Origin of the sequence: Paenibacillus sp. GCM10027629 (assembly GCF_042676425.1) — a bacterium.
GTDB classification, from domain to species: domain Bacteria; phylum Bacillota; class Bacilli; order Paenibacillales; family Paenibacillaceae; genus Paenibacillus_K; species Paenibacillus_K terrigena.
In genome coordinates this window covers 142,701-169,152 of record NZ_JBHTGZ010000005.1, presented here as the reverse complement: position 1 = coordinate 169,152, position 26,452 = coordinate 142,701, and the positions used below count along the sequence as shown (strand labels likewise).

At 49.5% G+C, this 26,452-nt stretch carries 23 protein-coding genes; 10 read left to right on the top strand and 13 right to left on the bottom strand.

Annotated elements, in window-relative coordinates:
- Positions 1–191: 191 nt before the first annotated feature.
- The 6 genes from ACFQZR_RS06750 to ACFQZR_RS06725 form a co-directional block, all read right to left on the bottom strand.
- Entirely contained in the window at positions 192–1,139 is a 948-nt protein-coding gene (locus ACFQZR_RS06750; RefSeq protein WP_379344172.1) for a helix-turn-helix transcriptional regulator, read from the bottom strand.
- Between the two features lie 90 nt (positions 1,140–1,229).
- Positions 1,230–2,978 (bottom strand): sensor histidine kinase, encoded by a 1,749-nt coding sequence (locus ACFQZR_RS06745; protein ID WP_379344170.1) that lies wholly within the window; start codon positions 2,976–2,978, stop codon positions 1,230–1,232.
- Positions 2,975–3,661, bottom strand: a complete 687-nt coding sequence (locus tag ACFQZR_RS06740) for a response regulator transcription factor (protein WP_379344168.1) — start codon at positions 3,659–3,661, stop codon at positions 2,975–2,977. Before ACFQZR_RS06740 ends, ACFQZR_RS06745 begins: the two co-directional genes overlap by 4 nt.
- 34 nt (positions 3,662–3,695) lie before the next feature.
- Complete coding sequence (locus tag ACFQZR_RS06735) at positions 3,696–4,643, bottom strand: 1,4-dihydroxy-2-naphthoate polyprenyltransferase (protein ID WP_379344166.1); 948 nt, start codon at positions 4,641–4,643, stop codon at positions 3,696–3,698.
- A gap of 26 nt (positions 4,644–4,669) precedes the next feature.
- Entirely contained in the window at positions 4,670–5,749 is a 1,080-nt protein-coding gene (locus tag ACFQZR_RS06730; protein ID WP_379344163.1) for a nitric oxide synthase oxygenase, read from the bottom strand.
- A gap of 94 nt (positions 5,750–5,843) precedes the next feature.
- Entirely contained in the window at positions 5,844–6,275 is a 432-nt protein-coding gene (locus tag ACFQZR_RS06725; protein WP_379344161.1) for an EamA family transporter, read from the bottom strand.
- A gap of 111 nt (positions 6,276–6,386) precedes the next feature.
- On the opposite strand from ACFQZR_RS06725, the gene ACFQZR_RS06720 reads away from it, so the two are divergent.
- The 3 genes from ACFQZR_RS06720 (at position 6,387) to ACFQZR_RS06710 (ending at position 11,527) form a co-directional block, all read left to right on the top strand.
- Positions 6,387–6,518 (top strand): DUF4023 domain-containing protein, encoded by a 132-nt coding sequence (locus tag ACFQZR_RS06720; RefSeq protein WP_314588908.1) that lies wholly within the window; start codon positions 6,387–6,389, stop codon positions 6,516–6,518.
- Positions 6,519–6,859: 341 nt separating this feature from the next.
- The gene (locus tag ACFQZR_RS06715; RefSeq protein WP_379344158.1) at positions 6,860–8,146 is read left to right on the top strand and encodes an ammonium transporter; all 1,287 of its coding nucleotides are present in this window, start codon (positions 6,860–6,862) and stop codon (positions 8,144–8,146) included.
- A 117-nt stretch (positions 8,147–8,263) separates the two neighbouring features.
- On the top strand, positions 8,264–11,527 hold the full coding sequence (locus ACFQZR_RS06710) for a DEAD/DEAH box helicase (RefSeq protein WP_379344156.1): 3,264 nt from the start codon (positions 8,264–8,266) through the stop codon (positions 11,525–11,527).
- An 87-nt stretch (positions 11,528–11,614) separates the two neighbouring features.
- Here the strand turns inward: ACFQZR_RS06710 and ACFQZR_RS06705 are convergent, their stop codons facing one another.
- The 5 genes from ACFQZR_RS06705 to ACFQZR_RS06685 form a co-directional block, all read right to left on the bottom strand.
- Positions 11,615–13,375, bottom strand: a complete 1,761-nt coding sequence (locus ACFQZR_RS06705; RefSeq protein ID WP_379344154.1) for a sensor histidine kinase — start codon at positions 13,373–13,375, stop codon at positions 11,615–11,617.
- A 14-nt stretch (positions 13,376–13,389) separates the two neighbouring features.
- Positions 13,390–14,973 (bottom strand): response regulator, encoded by a 1,584-nt coding sequence (locus ACFQZR_RS06700; RefSeq protein WP_379344152.1) that lies wholly within the window; start codon positions 14,971–14,973, stop codon positions 13,390–13,392.
- 207 nt (positions 14,974–15,180) lie between these two features.
- Positions 15,181–16,866, bottom strand: coding sequence for an extracellular solute-binding protein (locus ACFQZR_RS06695; protein WP_379344149.1), 1,686 nt, complete (start codon positions 16,864–16,866; stop codon positions 15,181–15,183).
- A 74-nt stretch (positions 16,867–16,940) separates the two neighbouring features.
- Positions 16,941–17,837 (bottom strand): carbohydrate ABC transporter permease, encoded by an 897-nt coding sequence (locus ACFQZR_RS06690; RefSeq protein WP_314588896.1) that lies wholly within the window; start codon positions 17,835–17,837, stop codon positions 16,941–16,943.
- Positions 17,838–17,868: 31 nt separating this feature from the next.
- The gene (locus ACFQZR_RS06685) at positions 17,869–18,831 is read right to left on the bottom strand and encodes an ABC transporter permease (protein ID WP_379344147.1); all 963 of its coding nucleotides are present in this window, start codon (positions 18,829–18,831) and stop codon (positions 17,869–17,871) included.
- 329 nt (positions 18,832–19,160) lie between these two features.
- On the opposite strand from ACFQZR_RS06685, the gene ACFQZR_RS06680 reads away from it, so the two are divergent.
- Positions 19,161–20,138 (top strand): ring-cleaving dioxygenase, encoded by a 978-nt coding sequence (locus tag ACFQZR_RS06680; RefSeq protein WP_379344918.1) that lies wholly within the window; start codon positions 19,161–19,163, stop codon positions 20,136–20,138.
- Between the two features lie 133 nt (positions 20,139–20,271).
- Positions 20,272–21,054 carry a lipase family protein gene (locus ACFQZR_RS06675; RefSeq protein WP_379344146.1) on the top strand — a complete coding sequence of 261 codons (783 nt, stop codon included), beginning with the start codon at positions 20,272–20,274 and terminating at the stop codon, positions 21,052–21,054.
- Here the strand turns inward: ACFQZR_RS06675 and ACFQZR_RS06670 are convergent.
- Complete coding sequence (locus tag ACFQZR_RS06670; protein WP_379344145.1) at positions 21,051–21,359, bottom strand: MGMT family protein; 309 nt, start codon at positions 21,357–21,359, stop codon at positions 21,051–21,053. The two genes, ACFQZR_RS06675 and ACFQZR_RS06670, sit on opposite strands and share 4 nt — an antisense overlap.
- 125 nt (positions 21,360–21,484) lie before the next feature.
- Here ACFQZR_RS06670 and ACFQZR_RS06665 point away from each other — a divergent pair, with 125 nt between their 5' ends.
- Positions 21,485–21,934 (top strand): hypothetical protein, encoded by a 450-nt coding sequence (locus ACFQZR_RS06665; protein ID WP_379344143.1) that lies wholly within the window; start codon positions 21,485–21,487, stop codon positions 21,932–21,934.
- A gap of 83 nt (positions 21,935–22,017) precedes the next feature.
- Here ACFQZR_RS06665 and ACFQZR_RS06660 read toward each other — a convergent pair whose 3' ends face one another.
- Positions 22,018–23,817, bottom strand: a complete 1,800-nt coding sequence (locus ACFQZR_RS06660) for an SgrR family transcriptional regulator (RefSeq protein ID WP_379344141.1) — start codon at positions 23,815–23,817, stop codon at positions 22,018–22,020.
- Positions 23,818–23,942: 125 nt separating this feature from the next.
- Here ACFQZR_RS06660 and ACFQZR_RS06655 point away from each other — a divergent pair, with 125 nt between their 5' ends.
- Genes ACFQZR_RS06655 through ACFQZR_RS06640 form a run of 4 tightly spaced genes read left to right on the top strand, consistent with a single transcriptional unit; the run spans position 23,943 to position 26,296 of the window.
- The gene (locus tag ACFQZR_RS06655; RefSeq protein ID WP_379344139.1) at positions 23,943–24,131 is read left to right on the top strand and encodes a hypothetical protein; all 189 of its coding nucleotides are present in this window, start codon (positions 23,943–23,945) and stop codon (positions 24,129–24,131) included.
- Between the two features lie 41 nt (positions 24,132–24,172).
- Positions 24,173–25,018 carry a lipoate--protein ligase family protein gene (locus tag ACFQZR_RS06650; RefSeq protein WP_379344137.1) on the top strand — a complete coding sequence of 282 codons (846 nt, stop codon included), beginning with the start codon at positions 24,173–24,175 and terminating at the stop codon, positions 25,016–25,018.
- Positions 25,019–25,040: 22 nt separating this feature from the next.
- Positions 25,041–25,670 carry a pentapeptide repeat-containing protein gene (locus ACFQZR_RS06645; protein ID WP_379344135.1) on the top strand — a complete coding sequence of 210 codons (630 nt, stop codon included), beginning with the start codon at positions 25,041–25,043 and terminating at the stop codon, positions 25,668–25,670.
- Positions 25,671–25,690: 20 nt separating this feature from the next.
- Complete coding sequence (locus ACFQZR_RS06640) at positions 25,691–26,296, top strand: pentapeptide repeat-containing protein (RefSeq protein WP_379344133.1); 606 nt, start codon at positions 25,691–25,693, stop codon at positions 26,294–26,296.
- Positions 26,297–26,452 lie beyond the last annotated feature (156 nt).

The following is a 26,452-nucleotide window of genomic DNA, read 5'->3' as shown; positions in this document are numbered from 1 at the left end:
ACACCTGCTCGAACCATTTAACTGCTTATTTGCAGTTATTTCGACCTCATCGCGCCTGCTCGGCCCATTTAACTGCTTTTTTGCAGTTATTTCGATCTCAGCGCACCTGTTCGGGATATTTAACTACCTTTTAGCAGTTATTTCGGACCGACACGTCACAGCGAGCCCCAATCGATCAATCCATAGGGGCCTCACGGGGCATAGCGTCGCACGAGCACACCCGCCACCTCGCCTAACATCACCTTCACGTCATCTGGCTCAATCACCTCTGCATGGATTCCCCAGCTTAAGATCCATGCGCAAGCTTCTTCGATTTTCCCGACATGAAGTGTGACAAGCAATCCTTCAGGCGTGCTCTTCATTCGTGTCACATCCGGGCTGAGTCTCTCTGCAATCGTATGGTCCATATCGGCAGCGAAGCGCACTTCAACCGCAATCGAACGACCTTTCGTTGCCGGACGTTGATACTCCACATCAAGAGGTCGAGTAAATATTCTTGGTTCAAGCTGCAAATCATAGATGCGATCAATATGAAATTGGCGAATCCCTTGTCGCAGGTGACAATAGCCAACCACACTCCATGCGCCTGCTGCAAAGACCAAGCCATAAGGGTCGATCGATCGAACCGTCTCCAAGCTGCCGTCCGGGTAGGGTGTCTGGCGCTCATAGCGAAGCCGCACCGTCGTCTCCGTCACAATCGCTTGCCTTAGCAGCGTCATGACTCCAAGCGTCTCCTCCTGATGCAGCGGGTGAATGGAAGCCCGTAACAACCCCGCACGCTGGCGATCGGCCTTGCGCTTCACCGCACTAGGAAGAATACTCTCCACCTTACTCCTGACATGTCCGGCGGCTGCTTGGTAATCGCGCCCCAATTGTCCGGCAATCCAATCGATGCCGAGCAACAGCGTCAACGCTTCTTCAACTGTCATACTCACAGGCGGAAGTGTTTCTTGATTCGCAAGCGCATACCCTCGTCCCGGCGCCCCGTAAATTGGTACGCCTGCATGAATTAGCGCATCGACGTCCCGATAGATCGTTCTCGCGCTCGTCCTAAATGTGGCGGCCAAGTCTTTCGCCCGCTGCATGCCGCTCTTATGCAACACCTCAATCAAGGCCAACCGACGTTCTGCTTGATTCATCTGATTCCCTCCTAGGACCGCTGCAGCGCGTGCAGCCAAGCCGCTCACACCGAAGCACTCTATAACATCCTATGAGGGACTCTCTCGTCTCTATGCTTCCGATCGCGGCATGACGGGCAGCATGAACGTGACTTCGACGCCTCCTTCTACATTGCCAATCGAATACATACTGCCATGCATTTCGAGCAGATGCTTCACAATCGATAATCCAATCCCATTCCCGGTGTCGCCACGACTGCCGGATTCATCTGGTCGATAGAAGGCATCCCATATATACGGCAGATGTTCCTCAGCGATCGGGATTCCCGAATTAAAGATCGAGACCTGAACCCACGACGCTATCGAGACCCCATCGAGAGATCCAGGCAACTCACACCCCTCAACAGGGCCGGATACAAGGCGCACCGTAATCTGAATCCGATCTTCAGCATCCGTATAACGGATGGCATTCGTTAACACATTGGTTAGAATTTGCTGTAGACGCTGCGCATCTGAGCGGACAAGCACTTCAACTTCTGTACACAACCATTCCAGTTGAAGCATTCGATCATTCGCGATCTGCTCCAAGGTCCCTACCACGAACCGAATATGCTCCCGAAGCGGTACAGCTGACCACTGCAGACGGAATTTGCCACTCTCGAGCTGGGAGAGATCGAGCAGATCATTCACAAGCCTCGACATCCGTTCCGACTCGTGAATAATTACGGCAGCATATTTATCCCGCTTCACCCCTTGACCTACATTATCACGCAGCGCTTCCGCATAACCCTGTATCAGGCTAATCGGTGTCTTAAGCTCATGCGAGACATTCGCGACGAACCGTTTGCGCATCCGTTCAAGCTGTTTCTCTTTCTCAATATCCAGCTGTAGTTGGTCATTCGCTTCCTGGAGCTCCCCCATCGTGTCGTGCAATTCTGTAGCGAGATAATCGAAGGTCTGTGCAAGTTCGCCAATCTCGTCCTCACGCTTCATATCCGTACGTACGGAGAAATCCAATTTCGCAAGACGCTTCGCTGCATGGTTCAGCTTTACGAGCGGATTCGAGATCATCCGGCTGAACAAGAATGCGAATCCCAGAAGCATAATGACCGCTGCAATATAGAAATAACGATAGAACCCGCCGAGCAGCGCTGCCGCATCCGATACCGGCTCTAACGTAGACACCGTCACCAAGTAACGTTCTTGCCCTTTCTCCGGAGGCAACGGGGCCATCGCAGCCCATACACGCTCTTTATTCGAATCCACACCTATACCTTGATTGAACAGCTGTGCAGTAATCCCTTGATTCATCGGACGCAGCAGCATCTCTGCAAGCTTCTCCTGCAGCAAATCATTGAGACGCATTGCGTCCGGACTGTACCAAGAAACAGCGGCAACCGAACGCATAGGCACAGCCTTTTGAGGATTCTCCGTATCAATGGGCTCAGTAGGGGTCACAGGCACGGCAGGAGTTACCTTCTGCCAAGGATCCGCCATAATGAGTTGAACCTCTATTGGCTCGCCGATCTGCGCTTTTGTCACCGGAGTTGCTTTTAATTCTCGCGTTCCCAAATATACATCAACAAGCTTCCCCTGCTTATGAACAACCCCAGTAAGCGAGTAATGTGCGACATCAAAATCAGCTAACCTATTCATCCATTGCTCATTCTGCGGCTGGTCTTGAAGCTCTTCATACATGCTGCGGAAATCACTCTCTAGTTCCGAACTTCGCACTTTCAAAGAATACGGTTGAAAGAACACAAGCTGAAGAACCATGAACAACGTGACGAACGATAGAAATCCGATCGCCGTCGTCCAATATACTTTTGTCGTTAATCGACCCGAGCTCCATTTTTTCATGTTTGATATTTATACCCGCTTCCCCTCACGGTGACGATCCGCTCCGATTCCGCGCCAAGCTTGCGCCGCAGTCGCTTGATACTCGTATCGACCGCCCTTGCGTCACCGTAATAATCAAACCCCCATATCACATCAAGCAGACGATCCCGCGTCAACACTTGATTCGGATGCTTTGCCAGATAGACGAGGATCTCGAACTCTTTACTCGACAGTGCTACGACTTCACCACCAACTCGTAGCTCCATCGCCGCCTCATCCAGCACGAAATAATCATCTTCCCCCGCCCCTAGCGCCGAGTCTGCCGCTCTGAACCGCTGCAGCAGCACATTAATTTTGGCAGACAACACCTTCGGACTGAACGGCTTCGTCACATAATCATCGACACCGCATTCATACCCCGATATCTTGTCCTCATCCTCCGATTTGGCCGTTAGCATAATGACGATCGCCCTAGAGAACGTCCGCAGCTCTTCACACACCTCGAACCCATTCATCCCCGGCATCATCACATCCAGCACGACCAAATCCACAGCTTGTTCACGCAATATATTCAGGGCATCGCGGCCATTCTTCGCCTGCAGCACCGAATAACCTTCATCACTTAGATAATCCGCCACCAACTCGCGAATCAGCTGTTCGTCATCCACAATGAGAATAACAGGCGACTTGCCCACATCCCCCATAATTCCCCTCCTCATCTATCGTGCTTTTTTATAGCTACGCCATCCATATCGCAATGCCATACACGACAATCCTCGATGCATTCATGATCACGAAGTTCTTCACCGCGAGCACGAACGTGTCTTTCTTCGTCTGAAGCTTCTCGAACTGGTTCACATGGCGATTCACCGGTATCAATGTACCTAACAATAACAGCAAGAGGATCGGATGCACGCCGAGATAGAACAACACAAACACATCCAAATAAGCTGAGTAATAAATCCATCGGAACAATCGCAATGCATTTCTTTTCCCGATATAGACCGGTAAAGTATACCTTCGATTCTCAACATCATCTTCCATGTCGCATATATTGTTCGCCAGCATAATGTTCGCAATCGCGAGTACCGCCGGGATCGACACCCCGAACAGAAGGAGCACCTCAAGAATCTGAATATTCAGATGTGCGATGCCGTGATCAAATGCAAGCTCTACGAGTTCACTTCCAGGAACATGGATATAAGTAGATAAGAAGAGGATGACGAACCCCATGAACAAACCCGAGAACAGCTCCCCAAGAGGCATACGTGAGATCGGAATCGGGCCGAAGGAATAGAGAATCCCCACACAGAAGGATAATCCGCCTATGAAGAAAATAAGCCAACCCGTCTCCGCAACGAGTAGAATCCCCGCACCTACCGCCAAGATGAGCAGTACCGCGATGATCCCGACAACTGTTCGCTCCCGCATTCCGTATTTTACGATCGGATTATGCGTCTCATAGCCGTACCCTTCCGTCTTGATTGCTTTTTTATAATCATAATAGTTATTAATAGCCGTCGTTGCCATATCAAAGCTAAGCAGAGAAACAAGCATCAGCATGAAATGAATCCCATTGAATGCATGAAAACGATATAACGCATAGAACGTCCCCATCAGAAAAGGAATCATGCTGGCCACTTTCGTCTTGATTTCCACAAGCTGTAAGAATCGTCCTAATGTCATTGCTAAACCCCTTGCTGCTGTAGTAACTACTTGCGATGATAGAAGAAATTCGGCTTCACAACCGTATTGCGGTACGGTTTGTGGAAAATATGCGTCGTCGCTGGCGATACCGGCGGAATGAGCCACGTCCAATTCCCTGTCACTGGGCGTTCCGCCTTCGCTTCATTCGCTTCGAATCGCATAAATTGCTGCGCAGCTGTATGATGATCGACAATCGACACCCCTCGCTCGCGAAAAGAGTGAAGCACCGCAACATTAAGCTCCACGAGCGCCTTGTCTCGCCATAACGTTGATTCACTGCTCGTGTCGAGCCCCATAATCTCAGCGACCTTCGGAAGCATATTGTACCGTTCTGTATCCGCGAAATTACGCGCGCCAATCTCCGTTCCCATATAGAAGCCATTGAACGGCGCCGCTGGATAGGATATCCCGCCAATGTCGAGCAGCATGTCCGATACCGCCGGAACGGCGTACCATCGCAGTCCTAAGTCCGAGAATGCAGGCCACTCCGGATGTGTGATAGGCACTTCCAGCACAGCTGACTCCGGCAGCTCGAACCACTTGGGCTCCCGCGACCCAATTTTCACAACGAGGGGCAGGATATCGAAGGCCCCACCTTGGCCCCGCCATCCTAGACTTTCACAAAAGGCCGTAAAAGGAACCGAATGTGGATCGCCGACAATCCCCTCATCGGTGGTATATCCTGCATAGCGAATCAGCTGATGATTCAGAATACGGATCTCTTCCCTCGATTCCGCCGCAGGTCTAAACACCGTGATCGTCGGCCTGATTTTCCCTTCATTCGTCGCGAACAGCAAATGCTGAATCAACGCATCTGCGACCGCTTCCTCCGCGGTTACATGCCGGGCATCCAGCACCGTCAACGTATCCCAGAACAGGCGCCCGATACAGCGATTGCTGTTCCGCCATGCTAATTTGGCTCCATATATTAATTCTTCTTCGGTATGTTCATACGTCCCTCGCTCGGCGATCTCACGCTCAATCTGTAACCAGCGTGCCTTCGCTTCCTCTTCAGATTTCCCCCATTCGTAATAACAGGTTTGTATGAACTGCATTGCTTCTTCATGATTCACAAGACCACTCATGTCGTTAAATCTCCTATCCCATTGTCCGAATATATGAACCCTATTTACTTATTATATAGATATCCCCTTCAAGTTAAAAAAACGCAAAATGACCTCATGGCGCAAAGGCTGTGATTAATACACCGACAGCAATGAGACCTATGCCAATACCGCCCCATAGAGATAACTTCTCCCCTAGAAATAACAAGGCAAACGCAACGGCAAGCACCACGCTGAGCTTGTCGATTGGCGCTACCTTCGAGACATCCCCTTTTTGAATCGCAATGAAGTAGAACATCCATGAGAGCGCACCTGCCACACCACTTAGCACAATGAAGAGCATGGCCTTCTTATTCGCCAGAACGTCGCCGATCTGCGAGATCTTTCCTTGGAATAGAAGCACGCCTAAGAGGAACAACATCATAATGACTGCACGAATCGTCGTCGCAGTATTCGAATCGACCCCTTTCAATCCGATCTTCCCGAAGATGGATACGAGCGCAGCCATCACAGCCGAACCAAGGGCATACACTAACCAACTTCCCATTCGAACACATCCTTTAATTATGTATCTACTATAGCTTACCCGATCTCCCGATGATTTTCTCCAATAATGGTTACATTAACAAGGCAAACTATTGAACAAGGAGGAATTTCTGTGGACAGTACTCGTGATTTTGTAGAGAAAGTGCATGATACACAAGAGAAGGACCGCAAGAACAAGCAGCATAATGGCCAAGGCAGCCAAGAGAACAAATTGCCCGGCAAACAGCACAGCACCAACAAATAACATTGCGTCATGCCATATACGATCTAGGCCGCCATCCTATGGATGGCGGTTTTTCTATAGGTATTTGATCTCTATTCACCTTTTAATGTAATAAAACATAACATGTATTCATTAATATCGTTGAAATGAACCGTATTTTTACATTTATTGGATTATAACGCATTAAAATCAGGTTCGATTTGCACTAATGAGATAATACTTTATATTATGGTGTTAGTTATGTTGACATTTTAATTCATATTCAATAAGATACGAACATAATATCATTTATGCGGAGTGATTGTCCGTCTTTGGGAACAACGTGGGTTGACTACATTATTATAGGAGAGAGGTAATATGACATGGAATTAGGGATTAATGCAGTATGGACCATGTTGAGTGCAATTTTAGTGTTATTCATGCAGAGCGGATTTATTATGCTCGAAGCCGGCTCCACACGAATGAAGAATGCAGGTCACATTGCCGGGAAGACCATCTTCACCATCGGTATCGTCTCTATGGTATTCTGGGCCGTCGGATACGCCTTTGTCTTCGGCTCTCAAGGCAATCCTTTCATCGGATGGGGAGATTACTTCGGATTCAGCAGTATGTCTGTACCGGAGGGCAGTATTGTGGCTCCAACCGTGAACTTTATGTTCCAGCTTGCTTTTGCTACCATCTCGATGTCCGTTGCATTCGGCGGCTTCGCAGAACGCGCCAAGCTATCCGCTTATCTGATCTTCGCGATTGTCTTCTCATCCATCATCTATCCGGTCATTGCGCATTGGATCTGGGGCGGCGGCTGGCTCGCAAAGCATGGCGATCAAGACTTCGCTGGTTCGACCGTCGTGCATCTTACAGGCGCTGTCGCGGCGATGGCTGCGACTATGCTGCTCGGGCCTCGCCTTGGCAAATACAACAAGAACGGCAAACCGAACAATATTATGGGACATAACCAAGTGTTCACAACGCTTGGCGTGATGCTCCTCTGGGTAGGCTGGTTCGGTTTTAATGCAGGCAGTACGATTGCAGCAGGCGATGGAAGCTTCTTTGGATTCATTGCCATCAACACACAGCTCGGCGCTGCGGCAGGTGCTGTAGCTGCACTCTTAATCTCATGGATGGTTACGGGAAAAGCAGATATCTCCGTTATGCTGAACGGCGCACTCGCTGGTCTCGTCGCAATAACCGCTTCCTGTGCGTTCGTCGAATCTTGGGCCGCTATTGTGATCGGCTTGATCGCAGGGATGGTTGTCTTCCTTAGCATGCGTTTGTTCGAGCGTCTTCGGATGGATGATCCGATCTACGCGATGTCAGCGCACGGCATGGCCGGCGTATGGGGCACACTCGCTAATGGTTTCTTCGCTACACCGGAACTGGCTGCCAAGGTCGGCGTTGGTAAAGCCGGATTGTTCTATGGCGGCGGATTCGAGCAATTAGGGGTTCAAGCGCTCGGCGTCATCGTATGTGCAGCATTTACGTTCGTCGTATCTTATCTGGTCCTCTACTTGATGAAAGTAACCATCGGCATTCGCGTGACGGAAGAGGAAGAGACGATCGGTCTCGATCTTAGTGAACACGGCGCGTATGGTTACCCTGAACAAATGAAGGAACTGGCACACACCTCGAGCCAAGGACACTCCGCATAAACAACCTCGTTCGAATTGAAAATACCGACTGCAGCATGCAGTCGGTATTTTCTGTTATGATGGATCTAATTCTGTTCAAATACACCATCATTTCAGATAGAGAAAGGATTTAACGCGATGCAAGTACCGTTGACCCTGAAGCGAATTCGAGCATTATGCGGCGAGTCTGCTTATGAGCGGGGTGAAGCCTACAGCCTAGCTGGTAAAGTGCAGTTCGTTAACAAATATCCGCTAACCCCTTATTATTCGGCCACCGTCCAAAGCAACAGTGCGTATCAGGTGACGGTCGAGATCGAACCAAGCGGGGAAATTGATGCGGAGTGCAGCTGTCTTGCTTTCTACTCCTATGATCACTATTGCAAGCATGTCGCCGCGGTCCTAATTCAAATTCATGATATTCTTCACGGCATTGACTCCGCGCCGGCTGGAACACGGATGCCAAGGGGTTCTGAACCCGAAGCACGCGATCAACAATTCATGCAGAACATGCTGGGATTATTCCGCGACAAGCCAGTTCGATCAAGTGCGACAGGGACATTCCTTGATGGGAGGACACTACTGGAAGTCGAATTCCATTGCCGACTGATCCCTTATGGTGCTCGCAAGTTTATGTTCGGTATCGAGTTAAAAGTAGGCCCTCAACGACTCTATATGGTGCAGCGCATTCGTGAATTCCTCGAACATATCGAGCGTGGGGCATCTTACGAATTCACCAAGCATTTTACCTATGACCCTACCCAGTATCGATTCTCGAAAGAAGATGACGCGGTCCTCCATGAGCTGATTCGCATTCACAATCAAGATAAGCTATATCAAGAGCGTACGCTCATCTCTTCGACTCCAACCAGACCAACCAGCGATAGCAGAACGCTCTTGATCCCTCCTTTCTCGTGGGAGAGGCTGCAATCCCTCTTGCAATTGGCAACTTCCGTTAAGCTAGAGCATGAGGGTAGAACCTACGAAGGAATCAAGCTTTCGAATGAACCGGTTCCGCTCCGATTCTCTTTTGACGAAGGATCGGGTGAAGGCTGCGAACTCGACATTCAAGGATTCGACGAACTTACGGTTTTGGAAGATTACAATGTACTCTTGTATGATGGGAAGCTATTGAAGCTGCAGCCGCTTGAGGCCAGACGCATCGCCGAAATAAGGCACCTCATCGATACCGCTCGTCAGGAGCGGCTTCACATCCCACGCGCGCAAATCGAATCCTTCATGGAGGAAGTGGTTCCCGGCCTTCGGAAGCTCGGCACCGTTCATATCGCACAATCCATATCGGATCGAATCGTCAATACCCCGCTAAAGGCCAAGCTATTCCTTGACCGAGTGAACGATAAGCTGCTCGCAGGCCTCGAATTCCACTATGGAGAGATGATCTTCAATCCGTTGGAAGACCGAAGCCAGCAGCACGGGGACGACCGGATTCTGATCCGTGACGGCGAGAAGGAGCAGCGCATCTTAGCCCTGATGGAGCAGAGCGCCTTCGCCAAGACGGATGCAGGGTATTATATGGAGAATGAGGATTATGAGTATGAATTCCTTTACCGGATCGTGCCTGAGCTTGAGAAGCTCGTGCAGGTCTACGCAACTTCCGCAGTCAAGGTGAGACTCCACCTGCCGAGTGTGCCGCCGCGAATAACGGTAAATGCCGATGAACGGACCGACTGGCTGGAGTTCCAATTCGAACTGGACGGGATTTCCGATGCCGAGATACGCAAGGTCATCCAAGCGCTTGAAGATAAACGGAAATATTATAAAATGCCGAACGGGGCATTCATGCCGCTAGAGGGTGCAGCATTCCAGGAAATAATCTATCTTATCAATGAAGTCGGCATTCGGAAGAGCGAGATTACCGGGACACAGCTTCGCGTTCCAATCGTTCGCGGACTTCACCTGCTGGATACCACGCAGCATAGTTCATCCGTGAAGCTGGGCAAGTCCTTCCGCAAGCTGCTCGAGCACATGCGGAATCCGGACCATCTGGACTTCCCAGTACCGGAATCTCTTGCAACGGTACTGCGGGATTACCAGACTTACGGCTTTCAGTGGATGAAGACACTGGCCCACTACCGCTTCGGCGGTATACTAGCCGACGATATGGGACTTGGCAAGACGATTCAGAGCATCACCTTCCTCGTCTCCGTCTTACCCGAGATTCGAAGGGAGAAGCGGCAAGCGCTAATCATATGTCCCGCGTCACTCGTGTACAACTGGCAGAATGAGCTCAAACGGTTCGCCCCAGAGATCCGAGCCATCATTGCCGATGGCAGCAAATCGGAGCGCAGTGGCATCATTCGTGCCGACGATTCAGAGGTCGACGTGATCATCACCTCCTATCCGCTGCTGCGACGCGATGTCACGCTCTATACGAAGCGCTCATACCATACCCTCATCTTGGATGAGGCTCAGGCATTCAAGAATTATACGACGCAGACGGCGCAAGCCGTGCGAGAGCTGGATGCCCGCTATCGCTTCGCACTCACAGGTACGCCAATCGAGAATACGCTGGAAGAGTTATGGTCCATCTTTAGCGCCGTGTTTCCTGATCTGTTGCCAGGACTCAAAGCCTTCGGGGATCTATCTCGAGACACCATTGCGAAGCGCGTTCGCCCATTCTTGCTGCGACGGTTGAAATCCGATGTGTTGAAAGAGCTGCCTGCGAAGATTGAATCGACGCAAGCATCCGAACTGCTCCCGGAACAGAAGAAGCTGTACGCTTCTTTCTTGGCGGAACTGCAGCAAGAAACATTGAAGCATCTCGCTGAGAAGGACTTCTACAAGACCCGCATTCGGATTCTAGCCGGTCTAACGAGATTGCGCCAAATCTGCTGCCACCCTGCACTGTTCATGGAGGGCTACGAAGGGAGCTCTGCCAAATTCGAGCAGCTCTTCGAGATGATCGAAGAATGTAGGGGTACAGGCAGACGACTGCTCATCTTCTCCCAGTTCACTGAAATGCTCGGGATGATCGGACGAAAGCTGTCCCATCAAGAGATACCGTATTTCTATCTGGATGGCCAGACGCCAGCCGTGGAGCGCGTAGAGCTCTGCCGCCGATTTAATGACGGGGAGCGCGACCTCTTCCTCGCTTCACTGAAGGCAGGAGGTACCGGACTGAATTTGACGGGAGCCGACACCGTTATTCTCTATGACCTCTGGTGGAATCCTGCGGTGGAGCAACAGGCGGCCGACCGCGCGCATCGCATCGGGCAGCGTAAAGTCGTCCAAGTTATTCGCCTCGTTGCCCAAGGCACTGTCGAAGATAAAATGTACGAGCTGCAGCAGCGCAAGATGAACCTCATCGACGAAGTCATTCAACCGGGGCATGAAGGCTTGTCTGCGTTAACCGAGCAAGAGATTCGCGAGATTCTGATGATCTAATCCAGGCGGCACACTAAAAAAGGATGATGCGCAGTGTATTGAACACACTGCGCATCATCCTTTTTTATCATTCGTTGAGGAATCGAATTACGCCTTCCCTCGCTGCGCCGGGATTCGAATCTGCACCGATGTGCCGATCCCAACGCGGCTATAGATCGATACGCCGTAAGGCGATCCATATTGCAGCTTGATCCGCTGATCGACATTGCGAAGTCCGTATCCCGCGTTCATATGCCCTTCAGGACCAAAGAGCTGGTCGATGCGCTCTTGCTTCATCCCGATCCCATCGTCGATAACACGGAATAGAATATCTCCACCGTCCATTTGTCCGACAATCCGCAGATGGATGCGATCCCCGCACCATGCATGCTTCAGGACATTTTCGATGAATGGCTGCAGAATCAGCTTCATGGTCTCGTACGGCCAAATATCAGGATCGATATCGAACATGACCTCCATCCGGTCACCGTATTTGATTTTCTGAATCTCCAGATACGCGTTAGCTTGCTCAATCTCGGACGCCACAGGGATCATCGTCCGTCCTTCATTGAGGGTCAGACGGTAGAACTTCGCAAGCTCAAGTACGGTCTGCTGCACCTTCTCTGTCTCGCCGAACTTCGCCAGCCGGTTAATCGATGACAACGTATTATAGAGAAAATGCGGATTAATCTGTGACTGCAGCATCTCGAGCTCTGCTTCCTTCTTCTGAAGCTGCGTTAGATAGACCTTCTTGATCAGCCCATCAATATTCTCACCCATTTCGTTCAAGGCCGTTGCAATCTGTGAGAACTCATCTCGCCCTCGATAGGACATGCGTTTATGCAGATCTCCTTCGCGGAAGGCGTTCAACACCGATACGAATTTATGAATCCGTACGGAGAAGTACTTCGAGACGAATACGCCGAGGAACGTAAATACTAGCAGACAGACAAGGCATACCCCCATAATGAACATCCGAACTTTTTGAGCATCGCGTTGGATAATCGTCGTCGGAATCTGAGCTACCAGCTTCCATGATATACTACCTAGCGGCTCTTCAATCATCAGATAATGCGTTGCAGGATTCTCTGCTTCAAGCACCTGATTGGGCAAGGCCCCAGATTGATACATCACCCGTTCGTGCTCATCCCGAATCGAGAGTACGGTGCCCTCTCCGATTTTCTCAAAGTCGACGCTTCTAAAAATCTCCGGAATTTGAACGCTCAATCGCATGAAGCCGAACTCTTTGAGTCGTACGGGGTCCAAGCTGTCTACCATACGGCGCAATAGCGATATGCGGTTGAACTCGGCGTCACGTTCGATCTGTCGCCACTCCATTGTCTCCCCATACTTCTCTTCAGGGAACTCCTTGTACCAAGACTTCTCCGTAATCCGATTCAAATGATATAAATTATAAGTACGCCCGAGCAAATCGGGATTCTCTCGCTCATAGGAGCCGTGATAGACCTCCGGAAGCGAATCATTCCCGAGGAATACGGACATGGCGATATTCATCCCCGTCGCATTGACTGCAATATCGAACTTCGGCAGGACCAGCTTCGTTGTCCGTTCATAGCTCTCCCAGCCTTCCCGGAAGCTTCGTAGCTGCGTTGCCAAGGAATAATCGTAATAGAGCATCGAAGAGACACGCTTCACATCTTCGAGCTTGTATTCGATATTATCGCGAATCTGCAGCAATGTGCCTTGAATATTGTTCTCCGTCTGCGTGCGGATGGAATTCTGATACATCGAATTCGATACATATCCAATGACGATGACCGGAATCACGATGAACAACATATAGGTCAGCATGAGCTTGAAGCCGATCGGGAGGTACATCGATTTCTTCCTCTGTGTCTGTACTTGCATGCGACTATCCCCCGTTACCCTTCGCGTTTACGATATTCCATCGGTGTCATCCCGAACGTATCCTTGAATTGTCTACTGAAATAAGGCAGATACCGATAACCCACTTGATCCGCAATCTGATAGATTTTGAGCACCGGGTCCTTCAGCAGCTCGCGCGCCCGGTCCATCCGCATCTGAATGAGAACCTCACTGAAGGTCTTTCCGACCTCTTCCTTGAACAAATGTCCCAAGTAATTCGGGGAGAAGGAGAATTGATACGCAATATCTTTAAGCGTCAGATTTTCATGCAATTGGTCTCTCACCATTTTCAGAATCTCACGAATCAACTTACTGTTCTTCGAACTTGCCTTCTGATGCAGGATTTCGGAGATCTCGAACACTTTGCGTACGAACCAAGAGCGAATTTCCTGCGTCGTTTCGAATTGAAGGAGCACATCCAAGTTGTGCAGCTGCATGCCTAACATCTCGAACAAATCTTCGCCCAGCGTATGCAAATATTGATCCAGCTTCCAGACCATGTACATGGCGAGGTTGTGGACGGTAAACTTCGAGCGCAGCGCATTAACCGAGTAGAACAAATTATCGATTTCATCGTGAATACGAACCAACTCATAGTGCGACATTGCGTTGAACAAGGCATCCAATCGGAATTCCAAGATCCGGGCATCGTCCAGCGCAGGTGCACGACGAACATCGACATAGTCGATGCGTTGTCCCTTGCCGAAGAACATTTTCCCATCAATCGCCTCCAGCGCTTGCTGATAGGAAATATTCAATTGATCCAGACCATGAACGGCTTCGCCAACCCCGACGGTCATCGAACCCGAGAACAACGCCTTGGCGGTGCGATACATATCACTTAGGCATTCGTGTATCCCGCTATCCGGCATCAGAATCGCAAGGCGATATCTGGACAGCTTGCATCCATGCTCCATGCCATGGCGTTTGGCAACTTCGTTCATCTCATAGAGAAACGAGTTCAGCATTTCTTGCTGCGCCGCACCCACATGCTCAACCGGCATCCATGCCAGATCATCGAGCTCCAGCACAACAACATGCAGCGGCCACAGCAGCAGATTTAATCGATAGGAAACCGCGAGCTTCTGCAGCTTCTCCGATTGTCCCCAAGACAACTCCCCTTCGAACAGGCGAATCAGCAGATCATTCTTCGCCATCGGGATCATATCCTGATAGGTTTCCTCCGCATCACGGCGCTGCTTCTCTTCATCCAGCGCTTGCTTCACGCTAGTCAGTGAGGCAATCAACTCGTTATCATCCATCGGCTTCAATACGTAGCTGACTGCCTTTAGGGATAAAGCTTGCTTCACATAATGGAAGTCCTGGTAACCGCTTACGAATAAAATGCGCAAATCACTTTTATATCCGAGTGCACGACGTGCCAGCTCAAGTCCAGACATGTTCGGCATGTTAATATCGGTGACTAATATATCAATGGACTGCTTCTCCATGACTTCGCATGCAGAGAATCCGTTATTTACGGCCCCGACGACTTCCATCCCCAGCTCTGACCAAGGAATAAACTGTTTCATCCCTTCCAAATCAAGCATTTCATCGTCCGCTAGCAATACTTTGTACATGGATGCAGCCCCCTTTGATTGTCCATTCGATCATTAGAGTTCTATGTAAAATACTCTACCAAGTATACCATCTCTTAAAGTTAAAGCGCTTGAATTTAAATATAAGAACAGTTTATTTGTGAAACTTATACATTCTTATCTTTACAAAAAACGAGGGTATACTAATGTGATTAGTATACCCCTCGATTTAGCTCATTTCTGTCATGCTTATTTACTGCCGCTCATTTTCTTCAAGTTCTCTTGCCATTTGTTCGTCTCGAACTCTAGCAGTTTAGGGAACCCAGCTGTGTCGGCATCCGCTGCCGCTTTGTCTAGAATCGCAAGCACTTCTGCATCGCTCTTCGCGAACAATGCTTTCGCTCTGGACTCTATGAAAATATCATTAATCCGTTGCTGTGCGATACCTTCCTCACTCTCAGGCATTGGAGACAAGTTCACGAATTCTGTCGCATCGGATTGCGATTTCCATGTCACTGTGCTTTGCCAGTGTGTTGCCCAACTGCGTTTCTCAAGTGGTAATGTTGCTTCGTATTTCGCTTTTGTCTTATCTAGGAATACAGTGTTACCGTTCCACATCAAGTTCACCGTCTCACCTTGAAGCTTCGCAAGAGCATCTGCATCCGTCACATAAGCGTCTGTAAATTTCGGCGTAAAGCCATCTTCCTCTACACCCTGCCAGTACTTACCTTCGGGTCCCCACATTTGAACCGATTGTCCTGCCGGACCTGTATACCAATCCAAGAATGCGAAGATCGCTTCCGGATCTTTGGCCGCTTTCGTAATAACGGACACGTTCCATCCCAATTGTTTGTACGAACCAGGGAATACTTGATCCGCAGGTACGCCTTCGGCATGAACAGGAGGGATCATAATGTAACCGCCGTTAGGGTCTTTCTTCGCAAGGTCTGGTTGTGCCAGCTGTGCAATATCTGTCGGGCTGGATGTCGCATAGACAGCGACGCGGCCTGTCATCACTTTCTCTTTCTCTTGGTCTTTGGTCTGCGTCATCGCATCTTGCGTAATCAATTTCTCACGGAACAACTTGGATGCATAGACCATCGATTGACGGTACGGCTCATCCTTGAAGATCGAAGACAATTTGCCATCTACCGGAACGGCCATGAGACCTTTCGCGGAGTAGCCTTTGTTGTTCGCTTTGAACGCAGAGTACAGGATATCAAGCCCTTGACCGTCTTTTGCAAGACCTGTCTCGAATGGAATGACATCTGGATACTTCGCTTTCACTTGCTTCAAGTAGTTGTACAGATCCTCTGTTGTCTCGATCTTCGGTGAGCCAAGCTCGGTGTAGATCTTCTTATTCACAACATAACCTGCGTTGCCGTTTGGTTGGCTCGTATACCAGTTCGGGAACTGATACAATTTACCGTCCTCGGAACGCAGCATATTCATACCATTCTCCGCGAACCACGTTTTCAAATTCGGATATTTATCTAGATAATCATCGAACGGCACGAGCATATCAGCTTGACGCAGCTTCTCCACATCTGGACCGCGGTCCATCCAAATCACGTCTGGAAGTTCGTTCGTTGCAATCATTGTGTTCAATTTCTGAGCTGCGCTACCGCCGGATTGAATCGCTTTGATGTCGACTTTTTTATTCTCTTTAATCCATTTGGTTGCTTCATCTTGTCCCCACGTTGGCATCGTATACCAATCATAGTGACCGTAGAAGGTGAATTCGAGCGGCTCTTTGCCGAGCTCATACTTATCGCTTGCTGGTGTTACCTCTTCTGTCTTTGTACCCTCATTCGTCGTAGTACCTGACCCTTCCGCCTGTTTCTTCGTATCGGCGTTGCCGCCACACGCTGCCAGAAGAGATAAGACTAGGAAGGCAGATAACACACACATAATCATTTTTTTCTTGTTCTTCATCTGACTGTTTCCCCTTTCAAAATTGGTTTTATGTCCAAAGCAAATGCTTCAAACGTCTCACGAACATCCCCTTACTACTCTTTCAGGGATCCTACCAATACCCCTTTGACGAAGAACTTCTGTACGAAAGGGTACACCATAATAATCGGCAAAGTTGCCACCATCATCGTCGCCATCGAGAGCGATTTGCTCGTTACACTCTGCATCTTCGACATCTGGCTCTGCGCTGCTGCATCCAAGTTGGACATCTGCTCAGACATAATGTTCGAGTTCAGAATTTGCTTCAGCATCGTCTGAATCGGAAGTAGGTTCTCATTGGTTATGTAGATACTCGGTGTGAACCAGTCGTTCCAATGGTAGATCGCCGTGAACAACGATAATGTTGCGATAACCGGACCGGAGAGCGGCAGTACAATGCGGAAGAACGTCCCCCAGTTGCCGCAGCCGTCAATCTTCGCAGATTCCTCCAACCCTGCCGGAAGCCCATTGAAGAAGGTTCTGAAGATGATCATATTCCATACACTGATAAGTCCCGGGATAATGAATACCCAGAAAGAGTTCATCATACCAAGGCTGCGGATCAATAAGAAAGTAGGAATAAGACCACCGCTGAAGTACATGGTAATGATACAGAGAATCATATAAAACTTGCGGCCCATCAACTCTTTCTTCGATAGACCGAAGGCGAAAATACTCGTCATCAAGATAGATAACACCGTCCCGATAATGGTACGAAGCACCGAGACCCCGAAGCCGTTCAGGAGCCGCTTGTCTTTGAAAACGACTTCATAGTTCTCCAGCGAGAAGCTCCTTGGCCAGAACGTGACGCCACCCATTGCCGTGTCCATTCCTTTGTTAAGGGAGATGACCAGCGCATTCCAGAACGGATAAAACGTAACAAATGTAAGTATAATAAGAAACGCATATATAAAGATGTACATGATTCGATCCGATATTCCAAGTCTATTCATTCTTGACACACCTCCCATGATGTCTTCATTCTTACCACAAGCTATTGCCTGATCGACGCGCAAGATAGTTCGCGATGGTGAGCAACCCTACGCTAATGACTGCCTTGAACAAGCCGACAGCTGTGGCATACGAGTACCGTGAGTTCTGAATCCCGATCCGATACACGTACGTCTCGATGACATCGGATACTTCCCGCAAGACTGGATTGACACCGAGCAGCAAGATATCCTCGAAGCCTGCATTCAGCAGGTTCCCGATCGCTAGAATCATGAAGATAATCACGACAGGCATGATAGAAGGAAGCGTAATTAGATAAATTTGCTTAAATTTGCTGGCGCCATCCATCGACGCTGCTTCGTACATATGCGGATCAATACCCGCGATTGCCGCCATGTACACGATGGACCCGAACCCAATCTCTTTCCAGACGTTCGTCGTCACCAGGATGCTCCAGAACAGCTTCGGAATCGAGAGGAAATTAATCGGTTCATCGACCAGATTTAGATTCTCGAGCAGAATGTTCACACTGCCGTTATCCGTCGACAAGAGGGACATGACGATCCCAGCAACAATAACCCATGACATAAAGTGAGGCAGATACGTAATCGTCTGCACGACACGCTTGAACAGCATGTGTCTGACTTCATTGAGCATGAGCGCCAAGATGATCGGTGCCGGAAATCCAATACACAGCTTCAAGAGACTGATGACGAGCGTATTCCGCATGACGCTTACGAACTCCGGTGAGTTGAAGAACATTTCGAAATGCTTTAACCCTACCCATGGACTGGCGGCGAACCCTTTGAAGATGCTGTAGTCCTGAAATGCCATCAATACGCCGTACATCGGAATATAACTGAAAATAATGATGAGCAGGATCCCCGGTATGACCATCATTTGCAGATCAATCTGCTGCAAAAACCGGCGGAATGGACTGCGCTGCGATGTTCGGACCTCTACACCCGTGTCTAACTCTGGTTGAACTTGCGCCATGTCATGGCCTCCCTCGTCTGAATTCTTCTATGACAGTGCGTTCGATGATGTATCATGCGAACCACTTGACGGCTCTACCGCAGCAACTTCTGAAACAGCTAGCACATTGACGTCTGTCTGTCCTCGTATGCTGTATTTCCATTGTAAAGTTTAAGCGCTTACACTTATAGGTGCTCAATCAACGAAATGTGATACTTTTCCATGAAATTTATGTTTTGTTACGATTCAGTTGACAAGAACAGTAAACAGCGTTATATTGTCTTCAAGTAAAGATATTTGATATAAAGATAAATCACAAAAAAATTAAACATATATTGGAGGACGACATGATGAACGAATTAAAAGGAATACACCACGTAACAGCCATTACGAGCAGCGCAGAGAAGAACTATGATTTTTTCACCAATGTATTAGGGATGCGCCTTGTGAAGAAGACCGTTAACCAAGACGATATCCAGACGTATCATTTATTCTTCGCCGATGACAAAGGCAGCGCAGGAACCGATATGACCTTCTTCGATTTCCCGGGCATTCCAAAAGGGCAGCATGGGACAGATGAAATCTCCAAAACATCGTTCCGCGTGCCAAGCGATGCCGCGTTAGACTATTGGGTGCGTCGATTCGATCGCCTCGGTGTACAGCATACAGGCATCAAGCCGCTTTTCGGCAAGCAGACTCTATCGTTTGTCGACTTCGACGATCAACAGTACCAACTGATCTCCGATGAGCATAATGTCGGCGTGGAATCCGGTACACCTTGGCAGAAAGGCCCGATCCCGCTCGAATATGCCATTACCGGCTTAGGTCCCGTTTTCGTACGCGTCTCGGATGTGGAGTTTCTCAAGGAAGTCCTTACGAAAGTGCTGATGTTTAAGCAGATTGCACAAGAAGACTCACTCTACTTGTTCGAGGTTGGCGAGGGCGGCAATGGGGCGCAAGTGATTGTGGAGCATAACGTAATTCTACCGCGGGCGCAGCAAGGGTATGGTACCGTTCATCATGCAGCCTTCCGTGTCGAGGATCGTTCGGTATTGAAGGAGTGGATTGGTCGTCTGGACAGCTATAAATTCCCGAATTCCGGCTATGTTGACCGCTTCTTTTTCGAGTCATTGTATGCGAGAGTTGCACCGCAAATCTTATTCGAATTCGCTACAGATGGACCTGGTTTTATGGGGGATGAGCCGTATGAGACGCTGGGTGAGAAGCTGTCGCTCCCACCATTCCTCGAATCCAAACGTGAACAGATTGAGAAGATGGTTCGTCCGATTAATACGGTTCGGAGCACGATTGAATATGTGAAGGAATAATAGAGATCGCTAACGTATACGCCAAAGACCTTTCTAAGGTTTTTGGCGTTTTTGGATGAAGCACAAATCCATGGAAAAATAGGCACCTCACACGCCCACATCTAATATAGTGTAGGGAGAGGTGGGGATAACGATGAGTGCGAATGGGTTTCAGGTGCGAATGGCTATTTTTCTAGCGGCTGTCTGTGAACAGACCTACAACCAATATAATGACCCGAATGGCCAATTCGTCGTCCCCTACGGCTACCAAACCACGGCGGAAATCTCGGCCAAGTCCTTCCGCGGCGAATGGGAGCGCTTCGGCTTTGTGCTCGAATCCGAATCCGATCTCATTATCGCTTTTCGCGGAACCGTCTCGACTTCGGATTGGATCTCCGACGCTATCGCGGTGCAGACCCCTTTCAAATTCGTTAACAACGCCGGGCTTACGCACAAAGGATTCACAGATATCTACACTTCTGCGCGCACGCAAATTCTAGAGCTCTTGGGCAAGCTCCCTGCGGGCAAAACCGTGTACATTACCGGGCATAGCCTGGGAGGCGCACTCGCCACCTTCTGCGCGATCGATGTCGCCTCGAATACGCCGTTCACGACCCCTTGGGTCTATACGTTCGGATCGCCGCGCGTTGGGGACCCCGCTTTCTCCAAAGCTTTTATCCGCCTAGTGAAGAACAGCTACCGCGTCAACAATCTGGTCGATGCCGTCACCCATATCCCGCCGTTTATCTATAAACTCCCGAAGCGAAAAAAGACGATTTTCTATACGCATGTCCGCCATTCCGTGTCGATGCTGTTCCAGAACGGGTCACCGGGCAATAATCACATTATCGGCAGTTATTTTGAAGCCCTCACCAAAGAAGACCCGCTCTACGCGCGTCAGCTCTGCACGGACAATCCCGGCTTCTGTCCAGTTTAAGTCTCATCCCATTGGTATCGTTCAAGATCCACACAGCCTGCCGTGTCGAAATGCACACCTTCTCCTTCTAATAATGACTGCTGCACAGAACGGGAAATATCGTCTTGCAGCGCAATTTCTCCGCTCTTGTTCACAACGCGATGCCAAGGCAGATCATACTTCCCGCTTAAGGTATGCAGCACGCGCACGACTTGTCTTGCGGCTCGCGGACTCCCTGCTGCACTGGCGACTTGTCCATAGGTCATCACTTTGCCCTCAGGAATTGAGCGCAGGATGCCGATAACAGATATAGTAAAAGGTTGCATGTCTCTCCTCCTCGATGATTCGGGAATTGTATCGTGCAAAATGCGTGGAATCCTCCCCATTATATCCTTTTACTTATCTCTACAGGCATACTAGTAGTAATTCATGAAGCAATTGAGGTGAGGGAATGTCATTGAACGTAGATAATTGCAAACGTTGCGGGAATATTTTTCAGAAATATTTTTCAGAATTTTGCCCGGAATGTTATGCATTTATTCGATCCGAGCTTGAGCGAAGCAATACCTACCTAAAGGACAATCGGAACGTCAGCCTCCATGAGCTTAGTGAAGCCGTCGAAGTGCCGGTTAGCAAGCTGATTAAATATATTAATGAAGGCAAGCTGTTTTCGCTCGATCATCCGAACTTGAGATATAACTGCTACTTCTGCGAGCATCAAATCCACCGCGGATATCTATGCAAAGAATGTGCTCTACAATTCAAGCTGGAAGTCAAGCATCTATTCCTCGAGGACGGCTATGAATATGATGAACAGACGAACCAAGTCCGTAATGTCAGCAAACAGCCTGATTGGAACGGCAGAGATAAGTTCACGGTAGGCAAAATAAAAAAGCTGTAGATCAATACATACAGCAAGATAAAAGAGGCTACCCGCTGATGCGGATAGTCTCTTTGGGTTAGGATGCGGTTGTTCGCTGCTCCCTATGTCGAAGCGACCCAGACATCCTTAAAATTCACCCACCCTAGCGAATTTAATCCAACACCACGCACGCTTGGATGGGAATGGGTACCCATTTTATTATGCAATAAGAACAGAATAAAGCCATCATCCCGTGCACGCCGCTCTATAGCAGATAGACGAGCACGTCGCTCCGTCTCATCCGGCGTAGACAATACTTGCTCAATGCGTTCCCGTACCCAAGGATGGAATTCAGGCAGCATAAATTCTTTGATAGAGCCCCCGTCTTGCTCATACATCTCAAGAAGGCAGACTTCATCCTCCGCAAGCACGATACAGCTCAAGATGCCGTCAGCCATATGCATCACCTCCGGTTCACGTATGGACTGCCACGTGGCAATTTCAATACGCACCTCGATCCCGTATGCCGCGCAATGCTGCTGGATCCAATGCACTTCCTTCTCATGACCCTCATGCGTCATGAGTGTGATCGGCGTACCATCATATCCCGCCTCAGCCAACAATACCTGAGCATAATCAGGGTCGTACGGATCCCCCTCATGCGGTGTCTGCTCACTCGGGTAGAATCCGTAGGCAGGATACACCCAGTTATCTCCCAGCTCCTCGAGCATCCGCTGCCTATCGATAATGGCATTCATCGCGCGACGGAACGCAATGGACCGCTGCGGCCCTTGCTTGCGCATGTTCCATACCACTAGACTGCAACCGCGAGGCAGCAATTCCACCTTCGTCCATGCATCGTTGGGTTCCTGATGGAGCGAATCCTGACCGTAGAGCAGTTTCTGCCACTTGTTCGACTTCGTACGCGGAGCAGCTTCCTTCGGCACATAGGCCAACATCACGCCGTCCAAATGCGGACGGCCTTGGAAATAGCTCGTATGCGCTTCTAGGACAAATTGGTTCTCGCTCCATTCCTTCAACCGAAACGGCCCTGTCCCGATGGGTAAAGACCAGAATTCCTCTTCCGTCAACCCTCCGAAGTCGTGCGGTACAATGGACAAAGAAGCTGAGCAGAGGATACGCAGGAACAACCAATGCGGCCTAGTGAGATGAATCCGCACCACATAAGGCCCTATCGCTTCAGCTCGGTCTAGTGTACGCAGCATCCAGCTCTGGATTTTATTACGCTGCGACAGCCTCGTCATCGAGAAGACCACATCTTCGGCCGTTAACTCGCGCCCGTTGTGGAATAGAATCCCTTTGCGCAAATAAAACGTCCAAATACTTGCATCCTCATTATGTTCCCAAGCGTGTGCGATGGAGGGCATGTATTGCTTATATTCCTCGCTGTAATAGACGAGCTGGTCGAACAACTGACGAATCATATGACTATCGAAAGCGTAGACGAGTTCAGCCGGGTCGAGCGTCTGGATCTGATAATAGCTCGGTATTCGCAAAATGTCTGCTTGCGGCTTGCCCGCCCATGATTCCGTCTTATAGCCAAATTGGCTGTCGAGCCAATCGACGAATTTACTGAGCACTTGTGTCCCCTCACTATACGTATGCAGCATATCAAAAGCTTGTTTATATTCGCCCAGCTCCGCACGCTCTTGCGACAATTGCAGTAGTAGACTGTCTTTGTCTACTTGGAAGGTTAGCCGTGACAAGTTCCCGCGTCCTCTTCCCGCTTGCCAAGTAACCCAGCCCTCATCTTCAAGCCTTCGGATAATCAACTTCACATTGCGAACCGTGCAGTAGAGCACCTCGGCCAATTGCTCGAGCGAGACTTCCACGCCAGTGCCTTTCCCGATCGGCATCGCATATTTATCGTATAATACCGCGTATCTCTCTAAGGGCAGCATAGGTACCTCCTTTCCCCTATTTGGAAAATATGATGTTAAAAGAGGAAATATTTTGATAAAACTATACTCTTTTTCTCCCCTGTTGGCGAGAGCATAATGAACTCATGTAAAGGGGGAATTTGGAAATGACACTGTCAGATATATATGTCAAAGAACAGCTGGATGAATTTATGAGATCCGAATTAGCACAGAAGGATCGACGTGGAATTCTCAGACACCAAGCGAACTTGGCTTCCACAAGAAGATCTTGGTGGTTACGAATCGCACAATCGTTGCAGAATGTTGTACATTTGTTCCATAATAGAACTAACTAACCGAACGTATGATTCGATGTTCAAAAGGAGCTCCCTCTGCCATGACGATCAACCCGCTAGACGGACTACGCAACATGCTGCTGCTGGATCGAACGAATGACTTGAATGAACCGAACGTGCTGTATCCTTTCGCGCTGGATGAGATCTTATGCCGACAGACCGGACGCGGCGGCCCTGCCATCTGCCATCTGTGGCGCCATCCGAACGCCTTCGTGCTAGGTCTGCGAGACAGCCGATTGCCGCAGGTGGCGGATGCTTGGGCTTGGCTTGAAGATCAAGGCCGCTCGACTGCGGTACGCAATACGGGCGGTGCAGCCGTGCCGCTCGATCTAGGTGTCATCAATATTTCGCTGATTTTGCCAAAGACCGCAGCAACGGAACGCCACTTCCATAACGATTTCGAACAAATGTATGCTCTGATCCGTGAAGCTCTTCAAGCAACTGGTGCACTTGTAGAAAAAGGGGAAATCCAAGGTGCCTTCTGCCCAGGCGATTTCGACCTTAGTATCGATGGGCGTAAGTTCTGCGGCATTGCGCAGCGCCGACAGTCGCATGCTTACATCGTACAGGCATTCGTCATTGCGGAAGGAAGTGGACAAGCGCGTACACAGCTGACACGCGGATTCTACGATCGTGCCACGGTCGGCGGCGACTCTGCACAGCTGGATTTCCCACTCGTGGAAGCATCGAGTACAGCTAGTCTTCAAGAGCTGACCACCATTGGCGCAGATGCGTCACGCGTGTTCACCGATGCGGTGAAGCAAGTCATTCGCAGCCTTCAGACGACAGAAGGCATGCAGATGGCTTCTTCTACGTTATCCCTTCCTTCCCCGGATGTCGTGCATGCGATGGCAAAGACTCTGAGCGAACGTTACGGTATTCACTAAAGATCGGAGGTACGTAAGAAAGATGAAGATCGATGCACCGAAAATCCCAGCAGAACTCCCAGAACTACCCCCGATATTCACCTTGTGTTCGAAGGACGAATATCATCTTGGGGCACTATCCGACCTCACCATAGAAGAGCAGGATGCGAGCAAGGTTTCGTTCGAGAAAGTTCACTTCAAGAACGTTACGATCACAACGTCAACGCTGACCATGATGGAGATAACGGACGTAATTTTTGAATCCTGTGACCTCTCCAACATCAATCTGACCGATGCCTTCATTCATCGGACCTTGTTCATGAATTGCAAGCTGATGGGGACGGACTTCACCGGAACCCGCTTCCAGAATGTGAGATTCCAGCGCTGCATTGGCGATTACGCGAATTTCCGGCAAGCGAAGTTCAAGCAGGTTGTGTTCGAGGAGAGTTCCTTCAAGCAGGCTGACTACTGGCAATCCACCATGCTCAAAACTGCATTCGACGAATGCCACATCGATCAAGCCGTATTTTCCGGCACCAAGCTGGATAGGGTTGATCTAAGCAGCTGTGAATTCAGCAGTTTGGCCGTGGAAATTGAGGATTTGAGAGGATGTATCATCGCACCGAAGCATGCTTCCTCTTTTGCCGGACTCTTAGGACTTGTCATTAAATAAACAACATAAGGAGGGATTCCATGTATCAGTATGTCGACGAACATTTTCAAGAAGTCATCTTTAGCGGTCGGGATTTACGGTTCGGCGAACTGATTCGCTGCACATTCGAACGCTGTAAGTTCCAGGGCACCTCCTTGGAGGAATTCACCACGACCGGTTGCCGATTCATCGAATGCAACTTTCACGGCGCGCAGCTCAATGGTTCAATCCACACCGACACGGCTTTTGAGAACTGCAATTTCAATGAGGCGAACCTCTTCGTCGCCAAATTTACGAACTGCAAGCTGGTCGGGTCCGACTTCTCCAAGACCCAGATGGACGGAATCACGCTAGAGAAAGGCGACTGGTCCTATACCAATCTTCGATACACCCGACTCGCCAAGCAAGACTTGCGTGACATTCGATTTGTCGAGACGGACTTCTACGGCGCGAACTTGGAGAAAGCAAATCTTCGAGGCTGTGACCTGACCCGCGCACATCTGGCCAAAACCAATCTGCAGGGAACCGATCTTCGTGGCGCCGTAATGGATGGTGTTGATTTCAAGTCCATGGAGGTCAAGGGGGCGCGCATGGATTTTACCCAGGCTGCACAATTTCTACGTGCCTACGGCGCCAAGGTGGATTAAGGCGTTGCAGCGTCATACCTCCATCGACAAGCATAAACGACTTCGTCGTCCTTGTACGGACGGGAAGCGTTCAAGCGAGAAATATAAGAACAGTTTATTTGTGAAACTTATAAATTCTTATATTTTTAAAAAAAGGAGACCGCAATCGGTCCCCTC